14 protein-coding genes and 1 pseudogene are annotated in these 16,484 nt (G+C 70.4%); 9 read left to right on the top strand and 6 right to left on the bottom strand.

Annotated elements, in window-relative coordinates; all coding sequences use genetic code 11:
- Positions 1–536: 536 nt before the first annotated feature.
- A complete protein-coding gene (locus AB0J55_RS06250; RefSeq protein WP_364243643.1) occupies positions 537–824 on the bottom strand; it encodes a hypothetical protein in 288 nt (95 codons plus the stop codon).
- 182 nt (positions 825–1,006) lie between these two features.
- Between AB0J55_RS06250 and AB0J55_RS06245 the strand changes: the two genes are divergently transcribed.
- Positions 1,007–1,774, top strand: a complete 768-nt coding sequence (locus tag AB0J55_RS06245) for a TIR domain-containing protein (protein ID WP_364243641.1) — start codon at positions 1,007–1,009, stop codon at positions 1,772–1,774.
- Positions 1,775–2,085: 311 nt separating this feature from the next.
- Positions 2,086–2,490, top strand: a complete 405-nt coding sequence (locus AB0J55_RS06240; RefSeq protein WP_364243638.1) for a hypothetical protein — start codon at positions 2,086–2,088, stop codon at positions 2,488–2,490.
- A 53-nt stretch (positions 2,491–2,543) separates the two neighbouring features.
- Here the strand turns inward: AB0J55_RS06240 and AB0J55_RS06235 are convergent.
- Positions 2,544–2,891: pseudogene (locus AB0J55_RS06235) on the bottom strand (tRNA-dihydrouridine synthase); the annotation flags it as partial.
- A gap of 90 nt (positions 2,892–2,981) precedes the next feature.
- Between AB0J55_RS06235 and AB0J55_RS06230 the strand changes: the two are divergent.
- The 4 genes from AB0J55_RS06230 (at position 2,982) to AB0J55_RS06215 (ending at position 6,908) form a co-directional block, all read left to right on the top strand.
- Positions 2,982–3,947, top strand: coding sequence for a Gfo/Idh/MocA family oxidoreductase (locus AB0J55_RS06230; protein ID WP_364243635.1), 966 nt, complete (start codon positions 2,982–2,984; stop codon positions 3,945–3,947).
- Between the two features lie 59 nt (positions 3,948–4,006).
- Positions 4,007–5,872 carry a DUF2339 domain-containing protein gene (locus AB0J55_RS06225; RefSeq protein ID WP_364243632.1) on the top strand — a complete coding sequence of 622 codons (1,866 nt, stop codon included), beginning with the start codon at positions 4,007–4,009 and terminating at the stop codon, positions 5,870–5,872.
- 68 nt (positions 5,873–5,940) lie between these two features.
- Complete coding sequence (locus tag AB0J55_RS06220; protein ID WP_364243629.1) at positions 5,941–6,330, top strand: TIGR03667 family PPOX class F420-dependent oxidoreductase; 390 nt, start codon at positions 5,941–5,943, stop codon at positions 6,328–6,330.
- A 95-nt stretch (positions 6,331–6,425) separates the two neighbouring features.
- A complete protein-coding gene (locus AB0J55_RS06215) occupies positions 6,426–6,908 on the top strand; it encodes a DUF6328 family protein (protein WP_364243626.1) in 483 nt (160 codons plus the stop codon).
- Here the strand turns inward: AB0J55_RS06215 and AB0J55_RS06210 are convergent.
- Positions 6,884–7,276, bottom strand: coding sequence for a VOC family protein (locus tag AB0J55_RS06210; protein WP_364243623.1), 393 nt, complete (start codon positions 7,274–7,276; stop codon positions 6,884–6,886). The two genes, AB0J55_RS06215 and AB0J55_RS06210, sit on opposite strands and share 25 nt — an antisense overlap.
- A 79-nt stretch (positions 7,277–7,355) precedes the next feature.
- Between AB0J55_RS06210 and AB0J55_RS06205 the strand changes: the two genes are divergently transcribed.
- Positions 7,356–9,173, top strand: a complete 1,818-nt coding sequence (locus tag AB0J55_RS06205; RefSeq protein WP_364243621.1) for a LamG-like jellyroll fold domain-containing protein — start codon at positions 7,356–7,358, stop codon at positions 9,171–9,173.
- A gap of 114 nt (positions 9,174–9,287) precedes the next feature.
- Positions 9,288–11,492, top strand: coding sequence for an RNA polymerase recycling motor ATPase HelR (gene helR / locus AB0J55_RS06200; RefSeq protein ID WP_364243618.1), 2,205 nt, complete (start codon positions 9,288–9,290; stop codon positions 11,490–11,492).
- Between the two features lie 43 nt (positions 11,493–11,535).
- On the opposite strand, the gene AB0J55_RS06195 is transcribed toward helR, so the two are convergent.
- Positions 11,536–12,012 carry an Lrp/AsnC family transcriptional regulator gene (locus AB0J55_RS06195; protein ID WP_364243615.1) on the bottom strand — a complete coding sequence of 159 codons (477 nt, stop codon included), beginning with the start codon at positions 12,010–12,012 and terminating at the stop codon, positions 11,536–11,538.
- 262 nt (positions 12,013–12,274) lie between these two features.
- Here AB0J55_RS06195 and AB0J55_RS06190 point away from each other — a divergent pair, with 262 nt between their 5' ends.
- Positions 12,275–13,825 (top strand): APC family permease, encoded by a 1,551-nt coding sequence (locus AB0J55_RS06190; RefSeq protein ID WP_364243613.1) that lies wholly within the window; start codon positions 12,275–12,277, stop codon positions 13,823–13,825.
- On the opposite strand, the gene lysA is transcribed toward AB0J55_RS06190, so the two are convergent.
- Both lysA and AB0J55_RS06180 read right to left on the bottom strand, forming a co-directional pair.
- Complete coding sequence (gene lysA, locus AB0J55_RS06185) at positions 13,803–15,146, bottom strand: diaminopimelate decarboxylase (protein WP_364243610.1); 1,344 nt, start codon at positions 15,144–15,146, stop codon at positions 13,803–13,805. The two genes, AB0J55_RS06190 and lysA, sit on opposite strands and share 23 nt — an antisense overlap.
- Before the next feature lie 197 nt (positions 15,147–15,343).
- Positions 15,344–16,381, bottom strand: a complete 1,038-nt coding sequence (locus AB0J55_RS06180) for an acyl-CoA desaturase (RefSeq protein ID WP_364243607.1) — start codon at positions 16,379–16,381, stop codon at positions 15,344–15,346.
- Positions 16,382–16,484: the final 103 nt, after the last annotated feature.

Raw genomic sequence — 16,484 nt, 5'->3', positions numbered from 1 at the left:
TGTGTTCGGACTCTTGGACGTGCTGACCTGACGCGACATGTTGTCACGATGTCAACGTGTTGACATCGGGCAGCCGGAACCGAAGTTGGAAGTGACAACCGTTCGAATGCTGGCCGCCGAGGCTCTCCGCAACGTGCTGTTCGTGACGTTCGGCTGCGTGAACCATGGGCACCACCTCGGTCAACGATGGCCGGGCTGGTTCGGTCACGGCCAGCCTGTCGCCGGCTGGACTGGCGACGGGCTCAGCCGGTGATGTAGCGAACAGTAGGAACCTCGCGGCGAAGCTTCTGCCGGAAGGGAGCGACGCTGGTTCGGAAGGTTACGGAAGCTACCGGCGCTCCTGCGGGGGCGGTGCGGTCGGGACTCGAAGTGGGCCTGGGCGTGCGCATACCGAGGAGCAAGGGCGATGGCGGTCGGACGCAGGCGACTTCGGCTCGAAATGCAACGGCAGGCAAGCTGCGGAGCTGGCCGAGGCATGAAAAAAGCTGAGTGACAGCCCGATGGCGTCACCCAGCGCAGCAAGGTCGAGTTCTCTCCTACTGCTTACCGACTAGCGCATGCAAGCCTGCCGCAACCGAGATACCAACCAGCATTGCGCAGCTCAGGCCGCCGAGAATTCCGACAGCAACGCCTGCGACAGGGCCAGCCGCGCTTCCGACGGCAAGGCCGGCGTTGATACCTGCGACGATCCCTGCGAGCATTCCCGCGATCCCGGCGAAACTGATGATCATCAGGGTGCGCACCGTCATGAGGCTGGAATCGGCGCGAGGTCGCTCACCGCCTGCCTCTTCCGCCTGGCCGTTCGAGTTGTCTATGGTCGACATCGGAGTCCTTCCTGCTGCCGCGGGACTGGACCAGGACGGCTCCCGGTTGCCTCCGGGGGCCGTCGTCTTTTCGACGGCCACGCCCAACGCCTGCTCCAGAGAACTCAGGGTTCCAGGCGTCCGCTAGTTCGTCAAGATGAGGATAAATTCGCGATTTTGAGGAACTCGGTTACACTAGCGCCATGGAGCGAGGAAAGACGGTGGATGCCATCGGGCCGACGGGGCAACGTCTGGCGAAGCGAGTCGCCGAGCTTCGCCAGGCAGCCGGTCTTACCCAGGCTGATCTCGCAGGCCGGATGACCGAGCTTGGGCGTCCGACGCTGCTGTCCGCTGTGTCCAGGATCGAGAAGGGGCAGCGCCGTGTCGATGCCGATGATCTGGTCGCGTTGGCCTTGGCGCTCAATGTTGCACCGAACTACCTGCTCCTGCCTACCACTCCGGACGCGGACTTGGTGCAGCTAACTCGATCGACGGAGCTCACCATCGGCTCCGCCTGGCGGTGGGCGGCTCAGGAACCTCCGTCGTTCGCAAGCAACCGCGAGGGCTACTTCATCTCCTACTCTAATCGTGACGGATTTGCCAACGCGAAGTGGCTGGCGGAGATCCTTCGAAGCGCTGGCCACAAGGTCTGGTTTGACGCCTGGGAGCTGAAGGTTGGAGACAACATCGCTGCCCGAATTCGGGACGCCATCGAGAGCGCCGACGCGGTGGTCGTGGTCTTATCTGAGGACTATGCATCGCGGCCTTGGATGAGCCGAGAGATCAGCATTGCCGCAGCCCAGCCCAACCCGCGGTTCCTGCCGGTCCGCTTCGAAGAGGTCGAGGCGCCGGGCCTGCTGGGTGACTACAAATACCTCGATTTGTTCGAGCTAGAAGAGGTTGAAGCCAAGAGGCAGGTCCTTGAGGTGTTCGAGTCAGTGAGTCGCGCAACGGAGCCGAGGTCGTCCTAGTTCCTAGCGATCCCTGCCATGGGTGCGAGCACGTCTGGTGGATTGACCTCGTAGGCCGATCTTCAGGGCGGGCTTGCTCGGGGCGGCGGTCACGTCTCCATTGTCGCTGGTGACGGCAAGCACGCTGATCTGGGGCTTACGAGACGGTGCCCTTTGGGACTGAGCCGTGGCACGCTGTTGCCGTGCGCGATTCAGAGCGGCCACCCGGTCCGACTTGCTGTCATCACGGTGGCTTTCCGCCGCGTTTGAGGGATCGTTTGATGGGGCGGTCGGGGCGGTGCACTGCCGTTGGCGTGGGTGGTGCGCGGTGCATGATGAGAGTCGATCGCCGAGGTCGTGTCCGGCGGATCATGGGAGATCGGACGGAAGACGTTATCGATGCCTGGAAGGTGGTTATGGCCAGCCAGCAAGACCAGCCGGTGAAGCAGCGGTCGCCATGGGTTTCGGGTTCGTTCTATCTGACGGTCTTCCTCGCCGTCGTTGCGATTTTGCTCGTCGCCGCTCGCGTGTTGTCGATCTGGGTCGTGCCGATCATCGTCGTAGGCGGCCTGCTTGGCGTCTCGGTCGTGGGTGCGCTCCAACTCCGTCATGACGACCGGCTCAGTGAACGCGGATTCCTGAAACTCATGATGGTTGCTGTAGGCAGGCTGCCTGCAATGCTGGTCCGAAGTCCTTCACGCGTGCAGCCGACGGCCGAAGGTGAGCAGGGCGCTTGAGCGCTGCTTTGAGCAGGGGCGAACCTAGCCGGAACCGGGTATTGTCATCGTGTTGACATCGGGCAGCCGAAGTTGGAGTCGACGTGGTCGGCGAGCCCCTCGCCGACGATGATCCGGACGGCTTCGGCCATGGTCTTCGGGTCGACGCCGTAGAGCTGCATGGACCGGGGCTTTTCGTTCGCCCCGAACGTCATCATGTGCATGGTCCCGGGGTGCCGTTCGACGACGGCGCGGGCGGTGATCATCTCGCACACGTAGATGCCGGCGCCGTACTCGGCGCACAGCTGCCGGAAGGCGACATTGGTGATCCCGGCCATGGGGGCGAGCACGACCGGCGGATCGACCTCGTAGGGGCCGATCTTCAGGGCGGGCTTGCTCAGGGTGGCGGTCACGTCCTCCATTGTCGCCTGTGGTGTCGGTCACGCCGATCCAGGGCGGCTGGAACTGCCGCTCAGCGGCGTGCCGACCGCCGTCGGCATAGGGTCCGGCGTATGACGAACGAGCCCCTCCGCTGGGGAATCATGGGGACCGGCGGGATCGCCGGCGCCTTCGCCCAGGACCTGAAGCTCACCGGCTCCGGTGTCGTCGCCGCGGTCGGGTCACGCACCGCTGGGAGCGCCGGGCGGTTCGCCGACCAGCACGGCATCGACACCCGCCACGGCAGCTACGAAGCCCTCGCCGACGATCCGGATGTCGACGTCGTCTACGTCGCCACCCCGCATCCGATGCACCACGGGAACGCGCGGCTTGCGCTCGAGGCCGGGAAACCCGTGCTCGTCGAGAAGCCGTTCACGATGAACGCCGGAGAAGCGCAGGACCTCGTCGATCTCGCGCGCAGCCGGAACCTCTTCCTCATGGAAGCCATGTGGACACGCTTCCTGCCGCACGTCCGGCACATCCGTGAGCTCCTGCCGCAGCTCGGAGACGTTGTCACCGTGGCCGCCGACCACGGGCAGTGGTTTGCCGAAGATCCGGCCTTCCGGCTGTTCGCGCCGGAACTCGGTGGGGGCGCCCTGCTCGACCTGGGGATCTATCCCGTGTCCTTCGCGTCGATGGTGCTCGGGGCGCCCGAGCGCGTGGCCGCCATGGCCACGCCCGCCTTCACCGGGGTCGACGCGCAGATGTCGATGCTCTTCGGCTACGCCAGCGGTGCCCAGGCCGTCCTGAACTGCACCTTGAGCGCCGTTTCGCCGACCACCGCCTCGATCGTCGGCACCGACGCGCGCATCGAGGTCGACGGGCCCTTCTACGCTCCCGCCTCCTTCACCCTCGTTCCGCGCGGAGGCGAACGGCGTCGCTTCGAATACGTCGACGAAGGCCGGGGCCTGCGGCACCAGGCCGATGAGGTGGCGCTGCGGCTGGCCGCCGGGGAGACCGAGAGCCCGCTCATGCCGCTCGGTGAAACCGTCTCGATCATGACCACCATGGACCAGGTGCTGGCCGCGACCAGGACGTGATCGCGGATTGAGTAGTGCTACGGATCCGCAGGTCGGCGCGGTGCGTGACGCTGTCCGGTATGACCACCGACGCAGATGTGCTCCTCCGGCTCGCCGGCGAGATCGACGACCTGGGGCGTCGTCTCGCCCTGGTGGGTTCCGAACTGCGGACCGTCCGGGACGGGCAGTCCGAGCCGGCCGTCCAGCCGGAACCGGCGCAGCCCGAGCAGGCCGTACAGCCCGAGCAGGCACCGCAACCTGAGCCACAACCCCAGCCCCAGCCCCACCCGCAACCGCCTCCCCGGTCGCTGCGGCCCGAGTCGGTCCCCTGGCCGCAGTACCAGTGGCAGCCGCCGCCGCAGCCGCAGTACGTTCCGCCGCCGCAGTACCCGCGGCCGCCCTACCAGCCCGTTCCGCGGCCGACGCTGGGCGAAAAGCTCGGCCGGGAAGGCGCCGGGAGCCGGGTCCTCGCCTGGGTCGGCGGGGCCGTCACCCTTCTCGGCGTCGTCCTGCTGCTCGTGCTCGCCGTGCAGCGGGGCTGGCTCGGGCCACTGCCGCGGGTGCTCGTCGGGGCCGGGTTCGGGCTGGCGCTGACCGGCGCCGGGGTGTGGCTGCACCGCAAGCCCGCCGGCCGCACCGGTGCCTTCGCGCTCGCCGCCACCGGCATCGCCACGCTCTACCTCGACGCCGTCGCCGCGACCGCGCTGTACGGGTTCCTGCCGGTGCTCGCCGGGCTCGGTGCCGGGCTGGTGGTCGCCGTCGGCGGGCTGCTCGTCGCCGTGCGCTGGGACTCGCCGCTGCTGGCCTCCGCCGTCGTCGTCGGCTGTGTCGTGTGCGCGCCGATGATCGTTCGCGGGTTCACCCCCGAACTGGTCACCTTCCTGCTGATGGTGCAGCTCGCGACGGCGCCGGTGCAGCTGCGCCGCGACTGGTCGTCGCTGACGCTCGCGGCCGGTGTCCCGCCGCTGCTCGCCTCCGTGATCAGCACCGCCGTGCTGGGCGGGGGCGGCAGCTGGGCCAACACCGCCGCGGCCGGCGGCGCCGGGGTCGCCGGCGTGGCGCTCGCCCTGGTCGTGCTGCGCCGCCGCGAGAACGACCCCGGGGCGCTGTCCGTGCTGGCGACCGCCGTGCTGCCGACGCTGATCGCGGCCGTGCTGCTGCCGAAGGCGCAGGCCGTGCCGATCACCGCCGGTGCGGGTGCCGTCCTGCTCGGGGTCTGGGCGGCGCGCCGCTGGTGGCCCGGGTTCGGCGGCCAGGTGGCCGGGCTGGCCGGCCTGCTGGCGATCCTGCAGGCGACGGTCACGCAGTTCGACGGCCCGGCACGCGCCGGGGTCCTGCTCGGCGAAGCGCTGCTGCTGGTCGTGGCCGCGGTGGGCGGCCGCAACCGGGGTGCGCTCGCCGCCGCGCTCGGCTTCGCGGCGATCGGCGGCCTGATCGGGGTCGTCTTCGACGTCACGCCCGCGCTGCTGATCGTGCCGCGCGGCCGTCCGGTCGCCGAGCTGACCGGCGCCCTCGCGGTCGGCGCGCTGATCCTCGCCGTGTCGGTCGCGCTGCCGTGGGCCGCGGCCCGGCTGGAAGTGTTCCGCGGGCCGGCCGATGACCTGCCGATCTGGCTGCTGGCCGGGGTTTCGGCGCTGTACGGCGCCGCCGGGGTCGTGCTGTGCGGTGCCCTGCTGGCGGTTCCCGGCCGCACCGGGTTCCTGCTCGGCCACGCGCTGATCACGGTGTCCTGGACGGTCGCGGCGCTCGTGCTGCTGCTGCGCGGGATCGACGTCGTCGCGCTCCGGGTGACCGGGCTGATCCTGGTCGGCGCCGCGGTGCTCAAGCTGGTGCTGTTCGACCTGTCCGCGCTGGACGGCCTGGCCAGGGTGGGCGCGTTCCTCGGCGCCGGTCTGGTGCTGCTCGCGGCCGGCACGCGGTACGCCCGGCGGGTCGCGTCACGTTAAGTGCGGGAAGAAATTGTCGGTGCCCCGTGGTTATCTGGGTCACCAGACCGCTACCGAGGGGCACCGACATGGCCACACCGAAGCTGAGCGACCGCGCCGACGAGAAGATCGCCTGGCTGACCACCGTCACGCCGAAGGGCAGGCCCGCGCCACGGCCGGTGTGGTTCGTCCTCGACGGCGACGACATCGTCCTGTTCAGCGAGCCGGGCACCGCGAAGCTCCGGCACATCGAGGCGAACCCCGGCGTGAGCTTCCACCTCAACAGCGACGAGCACGGCGGCTCCGTCCTCGTCGTCACGGGGAAAGCGCACGTGGAGGAGGGCAAGGCGTCCGAGGCGCCCGGGTACCTCGACAAGTACGGCCCGCACTACGCGAGCATCGGCTTGACCGCGGACGGGTTCGACGCGAAGTACTCCGTCCGCATCCGCGTGGTGCCCGAGCGCTCCTGGGGGTTCTGAACCGGTCCACTTCGGACCGTCGCCGGGCCGGATCCGTGGGAAAGTCACGGATTTCCCAGCCGGTGGGCGGTCCGCGGTCCGGTTAAGGTGGTTCGGTGGCCGAACACACCGGCGAAACCCGCAACGAACAGCTCACCCGCAACGTCGGCGAACTCCTGCAGGAGTTGCGGGTCGCCCAGGCCGGGGTGCAGATCCTCTTCGGCTTCCTGCTGTCGGTCGTGTTCACCGACCGGTTCCACGACGCCAGCGGGTTCGAGAAGTCGCTGCACCTGTCCGCGGTGGCGCTCGCCGTCGCGGCCACGGCGCTGCTGACCGCACCCGCGGCGTGGCACCGGCTGCTGTTCCGCACCGGCAGCCGGGAGCGGATCCTGACCGTCGGCAACCGGCTGGTGCTGGTCGGGCTGGTCTGCCTGGCGCTGGCGATCACGTCGACGGTCGCGCTGATCGCCAAGGTGGTCTACGGCGGGATCGCCATGGGCGTGATGGCCGTGCTGTGCCTGCTGATCTTCGGGGGCCTCTGGTTCGTCATGCCGTTCCGGCTGAACCCGGACCCTCAGCCGACCGGGCCGCCCGAGTAGAGCGTGTCCTCCTGGACGAAGCAGAGCGGGTTGCCGAAGGGGTCGTCGGCGTAGAACGACCGCTCGCCCCAGAACTGGGTCTCGATCGCGTCGTCGAGCCAGCGCGGGCCGGCGGCGCGCACCCGCTCGAAGGTGTCCTCGACGTCGTCGACCGCGAGGTAGACGATCCGCGGGTCCCGCTGCGGACGCGGCTCGCGGTGTTCGGCCGGCGCCTCGACGCAGGCCAGCACGACGCCGCCGCAGGTGAAGTAGTGCCGGTTGACCGAGATCCGCTCGCCGGGGTCGCCGAAGACGGCCGTGTAGAACGCGACGGCGACCTCGATGTCGTCGACGGGCTGGATCAACCGGAACACCCGCGGGCCGCTCATGCGGGCACAGTACCGCTGTTCATCCCGTGTTCGGCAGCAGTTGCCGGGGTGGTCGGAAGCCGCCCGTAGCTTCCGGCCCGTGACTGACACTTCTCGCCGGACCTTCCTCCTCGGCGCCCCGGCCGTGGCCGCCGCGGCGACCCTGCCGAACGTCCTCGGCGCGCCCGCCGCCCAAGCCACCGGACGGCACCGCCCGGACGCCGAAGATCCGCGCTTCACGCTCGTGGTCATGCCGGACACCCAGTACCTGTTCGACGAGGACCGCGGCGACGCGGCCCCGCTTGACGCGTCGCTGCGGTACGTCCTCGAAGAGCGGGACGACAACGTTGTCTTCCTCGCCCACCTCGGTGATCTCACCCAGAACGGCCGGGCGGACGAGTTCGCCAGGATCAGCCGGTCGTTCCAGGCGCTGGACCGCTGCCGGTTCCCGTACAGCACGCTCGCGGGCAACCACGACATCGACGGCTCGAAGGACGACCAGCGCGGCCCCTCGCCGTACCTGGACGCGTTCGGCCCGCAGCGCCAGCGCAACTCGCCGACGTTCAAGGGCGCGTCCAAGGACGGCTACAACACCTTCCACATCTTCCGCGGCGGCGGCCGCGAGTGGCTGCTGCTCGCGCTGGACTGGCGGCCCTCGGCGGGCGGCCTGAACTGGGCTAAGCAGGTGCTCGCGCAGCACCCGACGCTGCCGGCGATCCTCACCATCCACGAGCTCGTCTGGGCCGACGACGACCACCAGGCCCAGTTCTCGACCTTCGGCGAGCACGTCTGGCAGGAGCTCGTCCAGGGCAACGACCAGATCTTCCTGACGCTGAACGGTCACTACTGGCCGACCGGGCGGACGGTCCGGAAGAACGCCGCCGGCCACGACGTGCACGTCCACATCGCCAACTATCAGGACCGCTACTACGGCGGCAGCGCGATGGTCCGGCTCTACCAGTTCGACCTCGCCCGCGGCGTGATCGACGTCCGGACGATTTCGCCGTGGCTGGCCGCGCAGGACCACCTGAGCGAGATGCAGCAGCAGGAGGTGGAGCGCAGCGGCGCGGCCGACTACTTCAGCCTGGAGATCGACTTCGCCGAGCGCTTCAAGGGCTTCGCGCCCGTGCCGGTCCCACCGGCCCGGCCGGCGAACAAGCTGCTGATCCCCGGAACCGTCGCGTACTGGCGCTTCGAGGGCGGTCAGGACGGCAAGGCGGTGCCGGACAACGTCGTCGTGCGCGACCAGACCGGCCGCGGCAACGACCTCACCCGCGTCACCGCGCCCGGCAGCGGCCCGGACGCGCTGAAGTACTCGAGCGAGTTCTCGCCGCGGCAGCCGTCGCGGGGAAGCCTGCGGTTCGACGGCCAGCGTGATCCGAGCCGGGGCGCGTACCTGCGCACGGTCGACGCGGCGCCGATCAACAAGCTCAAGTTCGAACGGGGCTACACCGTCGAGGCGTTCTTCCGGCTGCCGGCGAACTTCAAGGACGGCCACCACGGCTGGTGCGGGCTGTTCGCCCGGCAGGGCAGCGGCGCGGCCGCGGGCAAGACCGGCGACGACCCGCAGGAGTCGGCGGCCACCCTGTCCCTTTCGGACGGTGGCGAGCTGCAGTGGGCGGTGTACCCGCTCAACCAGGACCGGACGTCGACGAACTGGGGCCACGAGCTGCCGGTGGAGAAGTGGTGGCACGTCGCGGTGGTCAACGACGGCCGGCGCACCACGATGTACGTCGACGGCTGCCCGGTGGTCCGGAACCCGGCCACGCCCGCGGTCGGGCTCGCCGATCCGGGCGGTCCGTGGCTGGTCGGGGCGTCGTCCTACGGCGGGAAGGTGGACCGCAGTTTCGCGGGGCTGCTGGGTGACGTGCGGGTGGCCGACCGGCCGCTGAACCCGCGCGAATTCATGCTGGGCTGATGTCCTGACAGCGGGCCCTTGACAGCGGGTGGACAATAAAAAATCGGCGCGCTCTCCGGAAACACCAGGAGCGATCGCCGAACCTGATATGAGTCTAACCGCTGTGAGGGGAACTTGTCAAACCAGGGGTACGACGAGGAATTGCGGGAAGAACGGGCCTACGTCGCCGCGCTGTACGAGCGGCTCGACCGCGAGCGCGCGGCGGCGCAGGCCCGCTACCACGGCGCGCTCGGGCAAACCGGGGTGACGCCGGGGGAACGGGAGACCGACGTCCGCTGCCGGTCGCGGGAGGCGGCCCGGCTGGACGTCGCCGACAACGGGCTTTGTTTCGGCCGGTTGGACGCCCTTTCGGGCGAAACCAGCTACATCGGGCGGATCGGGCTGTTCGACGCGGAAAACGACTACGAACCGTTCCTGCTGGATTGGCGGGCGCCGGCGGCGCGCCCGTTCTACGTCGCCACGGCGGCGCGCCCGGAAAACATGCGCCGCCGTCGTCAGTTCCACACGATGGGCCGCCGGGTCCTCGATTTCACCGACGAAGTCCTGGGCCGTCCGGGAGACGCCGAACGAGGGGACGCGGCCCTGCTCGCGGCCGTCAACGCCCCTCGCGGCGAAGGCATGCGGGACATCGTCGCGACGATCCAGGCCGAGCAGGACGAGATCATCCGCCTCGGCCACGCGGGCGTGCTGGTCGTCGAAGGCGGCCCCGGCACCGGCAAGACGGCGGTCGCCCTGCACCGGGTGGCGTACCTGCTCTACACCCGGCGGGAACGGATGTCCCGCAGCGGCGTGCTCGTGGTCGGGCCGAGCCCGCTGTTCCTCGACCACATCGGCCGCGTGCTGCCGTCGCTCGGCGAGTCGGACGTCGTCTTCCTGACGACCGGCGACCTCGTGCCCGGCCTGCGCGTCACCGCCGAGGACGAGCCGGAAGTGGCGCGGCTCAAGGGTTCCCTGGCCATTCTCGACGTGCTGGCGGCCGCGGTCGCCGACCGCCAGCAGGTGCCCGCGGAGCCCCTGCCGATCGACCTGGGCGACGTCGTCGTGGCGCTCGACGCCGACCTCGTGGCCCAGGCCCGGCTGAAGGCGCGCGAGACCGGTCTGCCGCACAACGAAGCCCGCGCGGTCTTCCGCGAGCACGCCGTGGCGCTCGTCGCCGAGCGGGTCGTGGCGAAGATCGGCGAAGGCTGGCTCACCCCGGGCGACCGCCTGCTGTGGGCGGACCTGCGCGCCGACGTCCTGGATGAGCTCGCGGACCACGAAGGGCTCGTCGCCGCGCTCGACGGGCTGTGGCCGTACTTGACGCCGGAAACGCTGCTGGCGCCGCTGTACGCGTCCCCGCGCCGGCTCGAGGCCGCCGGGGCCGATCCGGCGTTGTTCCGGGCGGACGGCACGGCCTGGACGGTGTCCGACGTGCCGCTGCTCGACGAACTGGTCGACCTGCTCGGCCGGGACGACACCGAAGAACGCGCCGCCGCGCGCCGGCGGGCGGAAGCGGAGGCCGAGTACGCCTCCGGCGTCATGGACCTGATGAAACTGGACGAGGAAGAGCTCGACGAGGACGTCGCGCTGGTCGCCGAGGACCTGCTCGGCGCCGGGGACCTGGCCGAGCGGTTCACCGAGCACGACACGCGCGACCTCGCCGAGCGGGCGGCCGCCGACCGCGACTGGACGTACGGGCACGTCGTCGTCGACGAGGCGCAGGAACTGTCCGAAATGGACTGGCGGGTGCTGATGCGGCGGTGCCCCAGCCGGTCGTTCACGATCGTCGGCGACCTCGCGCAGCGCCGGTCCGCGGCCGGGGCGCAGGACTGGGCGACGATGCTGAGGCCGTACGCCGGGGACCGCTGGCTGTACCGCGAACTGACCGTGAACTACCGGACGCCGGCGGAGATCATGGCCGTCGCGGGCGGGGTGCTGGCCCGGTTCGCGCCGTCCGCGCGGCCGCCGGAATCGGTGCGTGCCTGCGGGGTCCGCCCGTGGTCCAGACGAGTGGCGGACGACGAGCTGGCGGACGCCATCGAGGACTTCGTCCGCGACGAGGCCGGCCGCGAAGGCACCAGCGTGGTGATCGGGCCGCCGGGGGTCCCGGGAACGATCCCGCCGTCGGCCGCGAAGGGCCTGGAGTTCGACGCCGTCCTCGTCGTCGAGCCCGCGCGCATCCTGGCCGCGGGCCCGCGCGGCGCGGCCGAGCTCTACGTCGCGCTCACGCGCGCCACGCAGCGCCTCGGGGTGCTGCACCGGGATCCGCTCCCGGCGGCGCTGACCGGCCTCGTCGAGGCCGGCGTTCCGGCGCGGGCGGGACACCGGCGGTTCCTGTAGCGGAGGAGGGGGTGGCGGGTGCAGGCCCGTCATCCCCGCACCGCTACGCCGTGAGCCGGCCCCAGGAATAGTCCTGCTTGGCCAGCTTCAGGTACACGAACAGCTCGGTCCCGGACACGCCCGGGATCTTGCGCACCTCGTCGCCGAGCACCTCGAGCATGTGGTCGTCGTCCCGGCAGACGAGTTCGGCCAGCAGGTCGTAGCGCCCGGCGCACAACACGACGTAGTGCACGTTTTCGAGCTCGGACAGCTTGTCCGCGACCTCGCGGGGATCGGCGCCGTCGACGTTGATGCCGACCATGGCCTGGCGTGTCAGATCCACGTTGGCGGGGTCGGTCACCGCGACGATCTGCATCAGGTCGTCGCGCAGCAGCCGCTGCACGCGCTGGCGGACCGCTCCCTCCGAAAGCCCGACCGCCTTGGCGAGCGCGGTGAACGAGGCGCGGCCATCCTGCTGGAGCAGGCCGATCAACGATCTGTCCGTATTGTCCAGCGCGCGCGCCCGTGTTTCGTCACCCATGCCGTCCCTCCCTGTGTTTCGGCATGTGATTTGTCAAGTGCGCAGCGTATCGAGACCTGCGGAGAAAGCGAGCCCTCCGCGGCAGCTTCGCGTGATTCGGCGTACACGCCGCGCTCAGCCGAGGAATCGGTGGTCAGCGAGGAAACTGACGAGGCTTTCCGAGGCGGTTTTGTGCGCCCGCGCACAGCGGGACGCGCGTACCGCTCCGCGGCAGGTACCGTCTGGCGGCTCTGTCGTACCAGCACCCCAGGAGGACCAGCGCATGTCGGAGGCCGTGGCGCTCGGCGTCGCCCCCGCCGTTCCCGCGAAGGGACTGCGCGGTGGCGCGCTGGGCATGGTGTCGTCGATGGTCATCGGGATGTCGTCGACCGCGCCGGCGTACTCCATCGCGGCCACGCTCGGGCTGATCGTGCTGGCCGGCACCGGGTTCAAGGCGGCCGCGTTCGTGCTGCTCTCGTTCGTGCCGGTGCTGTTCGTCGCCTTCGCCTTCCGCGAGCTGAACACCGCGGAACCCGACTGCGGCACCAACTTCACCTGGGCGGCGCGCGCGTTCGGCCCGCACGCCGGGTGGTTCACCGGCTGGGTGGTCACGGTCGCGCAGCTGCTGGTGATGAGCAGCCAGTCCGCGCTCACCGGACGGTACACGCTGCTGCTGTTCGGCGCTTCGGACGCGGCGGGCAACCGGTGGGTGACGACGGCGATCGGGGCCGCGTGGCTGCTGGCGCTGTGCTGGCTCTGCCACCGCGGGATCGAGGTGTCCGCGCGGGCGCAGTGGATCCTGCTCGGCGTGGAGCTCGCCGTCCTGGTGCTCTTCTCCGCCGTCGCGCTGGTGCGCGTCTTCGACGGCACGGCCGGGCCGCAGGCGTCGGTGCCGCGGCTGGACTGGCTGTGGCCGGGCGGGGTCTCCGCCGGCACCGCGGTTTCGGCGGTCCTGCTGGCCGTGTTCATCTACTGGGGCTGGGAAAGCTCGCTGTCGGTCAACGAGGAGTCCGCCGACCCGCGCCGCGCGCCGGGCCGGGCCGCGGTGCTGTCGACCGTGCTGCTGGTGCTGAACTACCTGCTCGTGACGGTCGCCGCGCTGGCCTTCGCCGGGGTCGGCTCCGAAGGGATCGGCCTGGCCAACGAAGCCAATTCCGAGGACGTCCTGGCCGGCCTCGGCGGCGCGGTGTTCGGCGACGGCACCACGGGCAAGGTCCTCGGTGTGCTGCTGATCGTGTCCGTGCTGACCAGCGGCGCGGCCACCAGCCAGGCGACGATCATGCCGGCCGCGCGCACGACGCTGTCGATGGCCAGTCACGGTGCCCTGCCGCGGGTTTTCGGCCGCGTGCACCCGCGGTTCCGGACACCGACCGTGGCGACCTGGGCGTTCGGGCTGGTTTCGCTGGCGGTGTACGTGCTGCTGGCGCTGATCAGCGACCACGTCCTGGCCGACTCGGTCGACGCGGTGGGCCTGACGATCGCCATCGAGTACACGATGACGGCGCTGGCCTGCGTCTGGGTGTTCCGCCGGACGCTGCTGGCGAGCGTGCGCAACTTCGTGCTGCGCGGGCTGTTGCCGTTCACCGGCGGTCTGTTCTTCCTGGCCGTGCTGGTGTTCGCGCTGATCGAGTACGCGCGGCCGGACGCGGGCGAGACGACGGTGTTCGGCATCGGCGGCGTCGCGGTGATCGGCGTGGTGTCGATCGTGCTCGGCGTGCCGCTGATGTTCGCCGTCCACCGCGCCTGCCGGGAGTTCTTCGCCGGCCGCCGCCTGCCGCGCGGGTTCGTGCCGCGCGGCGGCGACAGCGTGGTCACCCCAGATCGCGCCGGCTGAGGTCCTCCTCGGTTTCGCGGCGCACCAGCAGGGTCGCGACGCCGTCGCGCACGCCGACCAGCGGCGGGCGGCCGACCTGGTTGTAGTTCGACGCCAGCGAGTGGTGGTAGGCGCCGGTGCACGGCACGGCCAGGAGGTCGCCGGCGTGCAGGTCGGCGGGCAGGCCGATGCCGTCGGCGAGGATGTCGCCCGCTTCGCAGTGCCGGCCGACCACGGTCATCGGGACGCGCTGCGCCTTCGACCGCCGTCCCACCAGGCGCGTGGTGTAGCGGGCGCCGTAGAGCGACGGCCGCGCGTTGTCGCTCATGCCGCCGTCGACCGCGACGAAGGTGCGGCTGCCGCGCTTGACCGCGCACACGCGGTACACCGTGATCCCGGCCGGCCCGACGATCGCCCGGCCCGGCTCGATCGTCAGGCGGGGCAAGGGGAAGCCGTGCGCCGCGCATTCGTAGGCGAGGGCCACGCGCAGGCGCCGCGAGTAGCCGCCGAGGTCGAACGCGGGCTCGCCGCCGACGTACGGGACTGCGTGCCCGCCGCCGAGGTCGAGTTCCCGCAGGGTGACGCCGTGGGTGTCGCGAATCCGGACGAGGACCTCGGCCATCCGCCGGGCGGCGGCCTCGTAGCGGTCGACCCTGGTCACCTGCGAGCCGATGTGGCAGTGCAGGCCTTGGAGCCGCAACGCGGGTTGTCGCTTCACGGCTTCGACGGCGGCGTCGACGTTGTCGGGTACGCCGTCGAGGAGCGAGAAGCCGAACTTCTGGCCTTCGGCACCGGTGCTGATGGCGGCGTGCGCCCCGGCGGCGACGCCCGGCGTCACCCGGATCATCACCTGCTGCGCGCCGTGGGCGAGGGCGCCGAGCTGCTCGATCTCGTCGAGCGAGTCGACGACGATCCGGCGCACGCCGTAGCCGAGCGCGGCCTTCAGGTCTTCGGGCGTCTTCGCGTTGCCGTGCAGCAGCATGCGCTCCGCGGGGAAGCCGACCGCGCGCGCAACGGCGATCTCACCGGCGGAGCAGGTGTCGAGCGACAACCCCGCTTCGGCGACCCAACGCAGGACAGCGCGCGTACACAGCGCCTTGCTCGCGTACGCGACTTCGACGTCCGGCAGCGCTTCGCGGTACTCGCGCGCGGTGTCACGGACCTGCTGTTCGTCGATGAAGTACGACGGCGTCCCGAAGCGGGCGGCGAGGTGGCTGACGGGCGCGCCGGCGAAGAGCAGCTCGCCGTCTTCGCCGAGTCGGGTGCTACGCGGCCAGACTCCTGGCTCGAGGTGATCGGCGGCTTCGCAGCCGAGGCTGGGAAGAAGCTCGCTGAGCGTCACGGGTGCCTCCGGGCATCACGGCGGATCGGACTCCGTCAGGACACCCCCGCCGGCGCGCCCGAAGATCACCCGTGAATGCCGTCCTGACGGATTCCGGGCGCCCGCTGACGCCTTGTTAACGCGCGAGTAACTTCGGCCACACCTCGGCTGAGCTGCGGTGATCCCGGATCAGCGGATGGCTTCGGGCCGCGGCGCCGTCACGGTGTCGCCTTCGCCGTCCGAAGGGGTTCGCCGACCGCGTGGAGGTGCTCCAGCACGTACCCGTAAGAGCGGGCCCAGCCGCACTCGGCGTAGGAAATGTCGTGCCGGGCGCAGAAGGCCCGGACGATCGCCTGCGCGTGCTTGAGGTTGGGCCGGGCCATGCTGGGGAACAGGTGGTGCTCGATCTGGTAGTTCAGCCCGCCGAGTGCGAAGTCCACCACCGGGCCGCCGCGGACGTTGCGCGAGGTCAGCACCTGCTTGCGCAGGAAGTCGAGGGTGTGCCCGGCCGGCAGCAGCTCCATGCCCTTGTGGTTGGGCGCGAACGAGCAGCCCATGTACAGCCCCCACAGGAACTGGTGCACCAGAACGAAGACGATCCCGGTCAGCGGCGACAGCACGGTGAACACCGCGGCGAGGTAGGCCACCAGGTGCCCGATCAGCAGCGCGGACTCCAGCCGGTGCTTGCGGATGTCCCCGCGCCACACCGCCTTCACGCTGGAGACGTGCAGGTTGAGGCCTTCGAGCAGGAGCAGCGGGAAGAACAGGAACGCCTGGTACTTCGCCACCCAGCGCAGGAAACCGCGCTTCCGCGAGCTCTGCGCCTTGCTGAACGCGAGCGCGGCGATGTCGACGTCCGGGTCTTCGTCCTCGTGGTTGGGATTGGCGTGGTGGCGCGCGTGCGTGCTGATCCACCAGCCGTAGCTCAGCCCGGTGAGTCCACCGTGGACCAGGCCGGTGGCGTCGTTCGCCCGGCGGCTGCGGAAGATCTGCTTGTGCCCGGCGTCGTGGCCGATGAACGCCAGCTGCGCGAACACCATCGCGAAGAACGCGGCGAGCAGCAGCTGCCACCACGAGTCGCCGAGGTAGGCGAAGGCGACCCAGCCGCCGCCGAACGCGGCGAGGTTGAGCCCGATGCGCACGGCGTAGTAGCGGCGTCGCCGCTGCAGGAGCCCCGCGTCCTTGATGAGCCGGGACAGCTCGGCGAAATCGCTGCCGGGCATCGCGGGGGTATCCGAAATTTGGGTGGAAGTCATCGGCGCACCGCTCTGGTTAAGTCGTAACGGCTTGTCCAGCAACGGTTTCCAGCCCTGACGGGTCTGGGTCCGGTTCGGGAAAGGGCACTGGGGCCTGGTCGCG

The organism is Amycolatopsis sp. NPDC049688 (assembly GCF_040674975.1).
Taxonomy (GTDB): Bacteria; Actinomycetota; Actinomycetes; order Mycobacteriales; family Pseudonocardiaceae; genus Amycolatopsis.
The sequence above is the reverse complement of the archived record's forward strand: the minus strand, read 5'-3'. Positions and strand labels throughout refer to the sequence as shown.

What these genes read in the sequence shown, in the direction of transcription:
- AB0J55_RS06250 (WP_364243643.1), bottom strand. Translation starts at nt 824, where the DNA reads ATGTCGACCATAGACAACTCGAACGGCCAGGCGGAAGAGGCAGGCGGT.
- AB0J55_RS06245 (WP_364243641.1), top strand. Translation starts at nt 1,007, where the DNA reads ATGGAGCGAGGAAAGACGGTGGATGCCATCGGGCCGACGGGGCAACGT.
- AB0J55_RS06240 (WP_364243638.1), top strand. Translation starts at nt 2,086, where the DNA reads ATGATGAGAGTCGATCGCCGAGGTCGTGTCCGGCGGATCATGGGAGAT.
- AB0J55_RS06230 (WP_364243635.1), top strand. Translation starts at nt 2,982, where the DNA reads ATGACGAACGAGCCCCTCCGCTGGGGAATCATGGGGACCGGCGGGATC.
- AB0J55_RS06225 (WP_364243632.1), top strand. Translation starts at nt 4,007, where the DNA reads ATGACCACCGACGCAGATGTGCTCCTCCGGCTCGCCGGCGAGATCGAC.
- AB0J55_RS06220 (WP_364243629.1), top strand. Translation starts at nt 5,941, where the DNA reads ATGGCCACACCGAAGCTGAGCGACCGCGCCGACGAGAAGATCGCCTGG.
- AB0J55_RS06210 (WP_364243623.1), bottom strand. Translation starts at nt 7,276, where the DNA reads ATGAGCGGCCCGCGGGTGTTCCGGTTGATCCAGCCCGTCGACGACATC.
- AB0J55_RS06195 (WP_364243615.1), bottom strand. Translation starts at nt 12,012, where the DNA reads ATGGGTGACGAAACACGGGCGCGCGCGCTGGACAATACGGACAGATCG.
- AB0J55_RS06190 (WP_364243613.1), top strand. Translation starts at nt 12,275, where the DNA reads ATGTCGGAGGCCGTGGCGCTCGGCGTCGCCCCCGCCGTTCCCGCGAAG.
- AB0J55_RS06180 (WP_364243607.1), bottom strand. Translation starts at nt 16,381, where the DNA reads ATGACTTCCACCCAAATTTCGGATACCCCCGCGATGCCCGGCAGCGAT.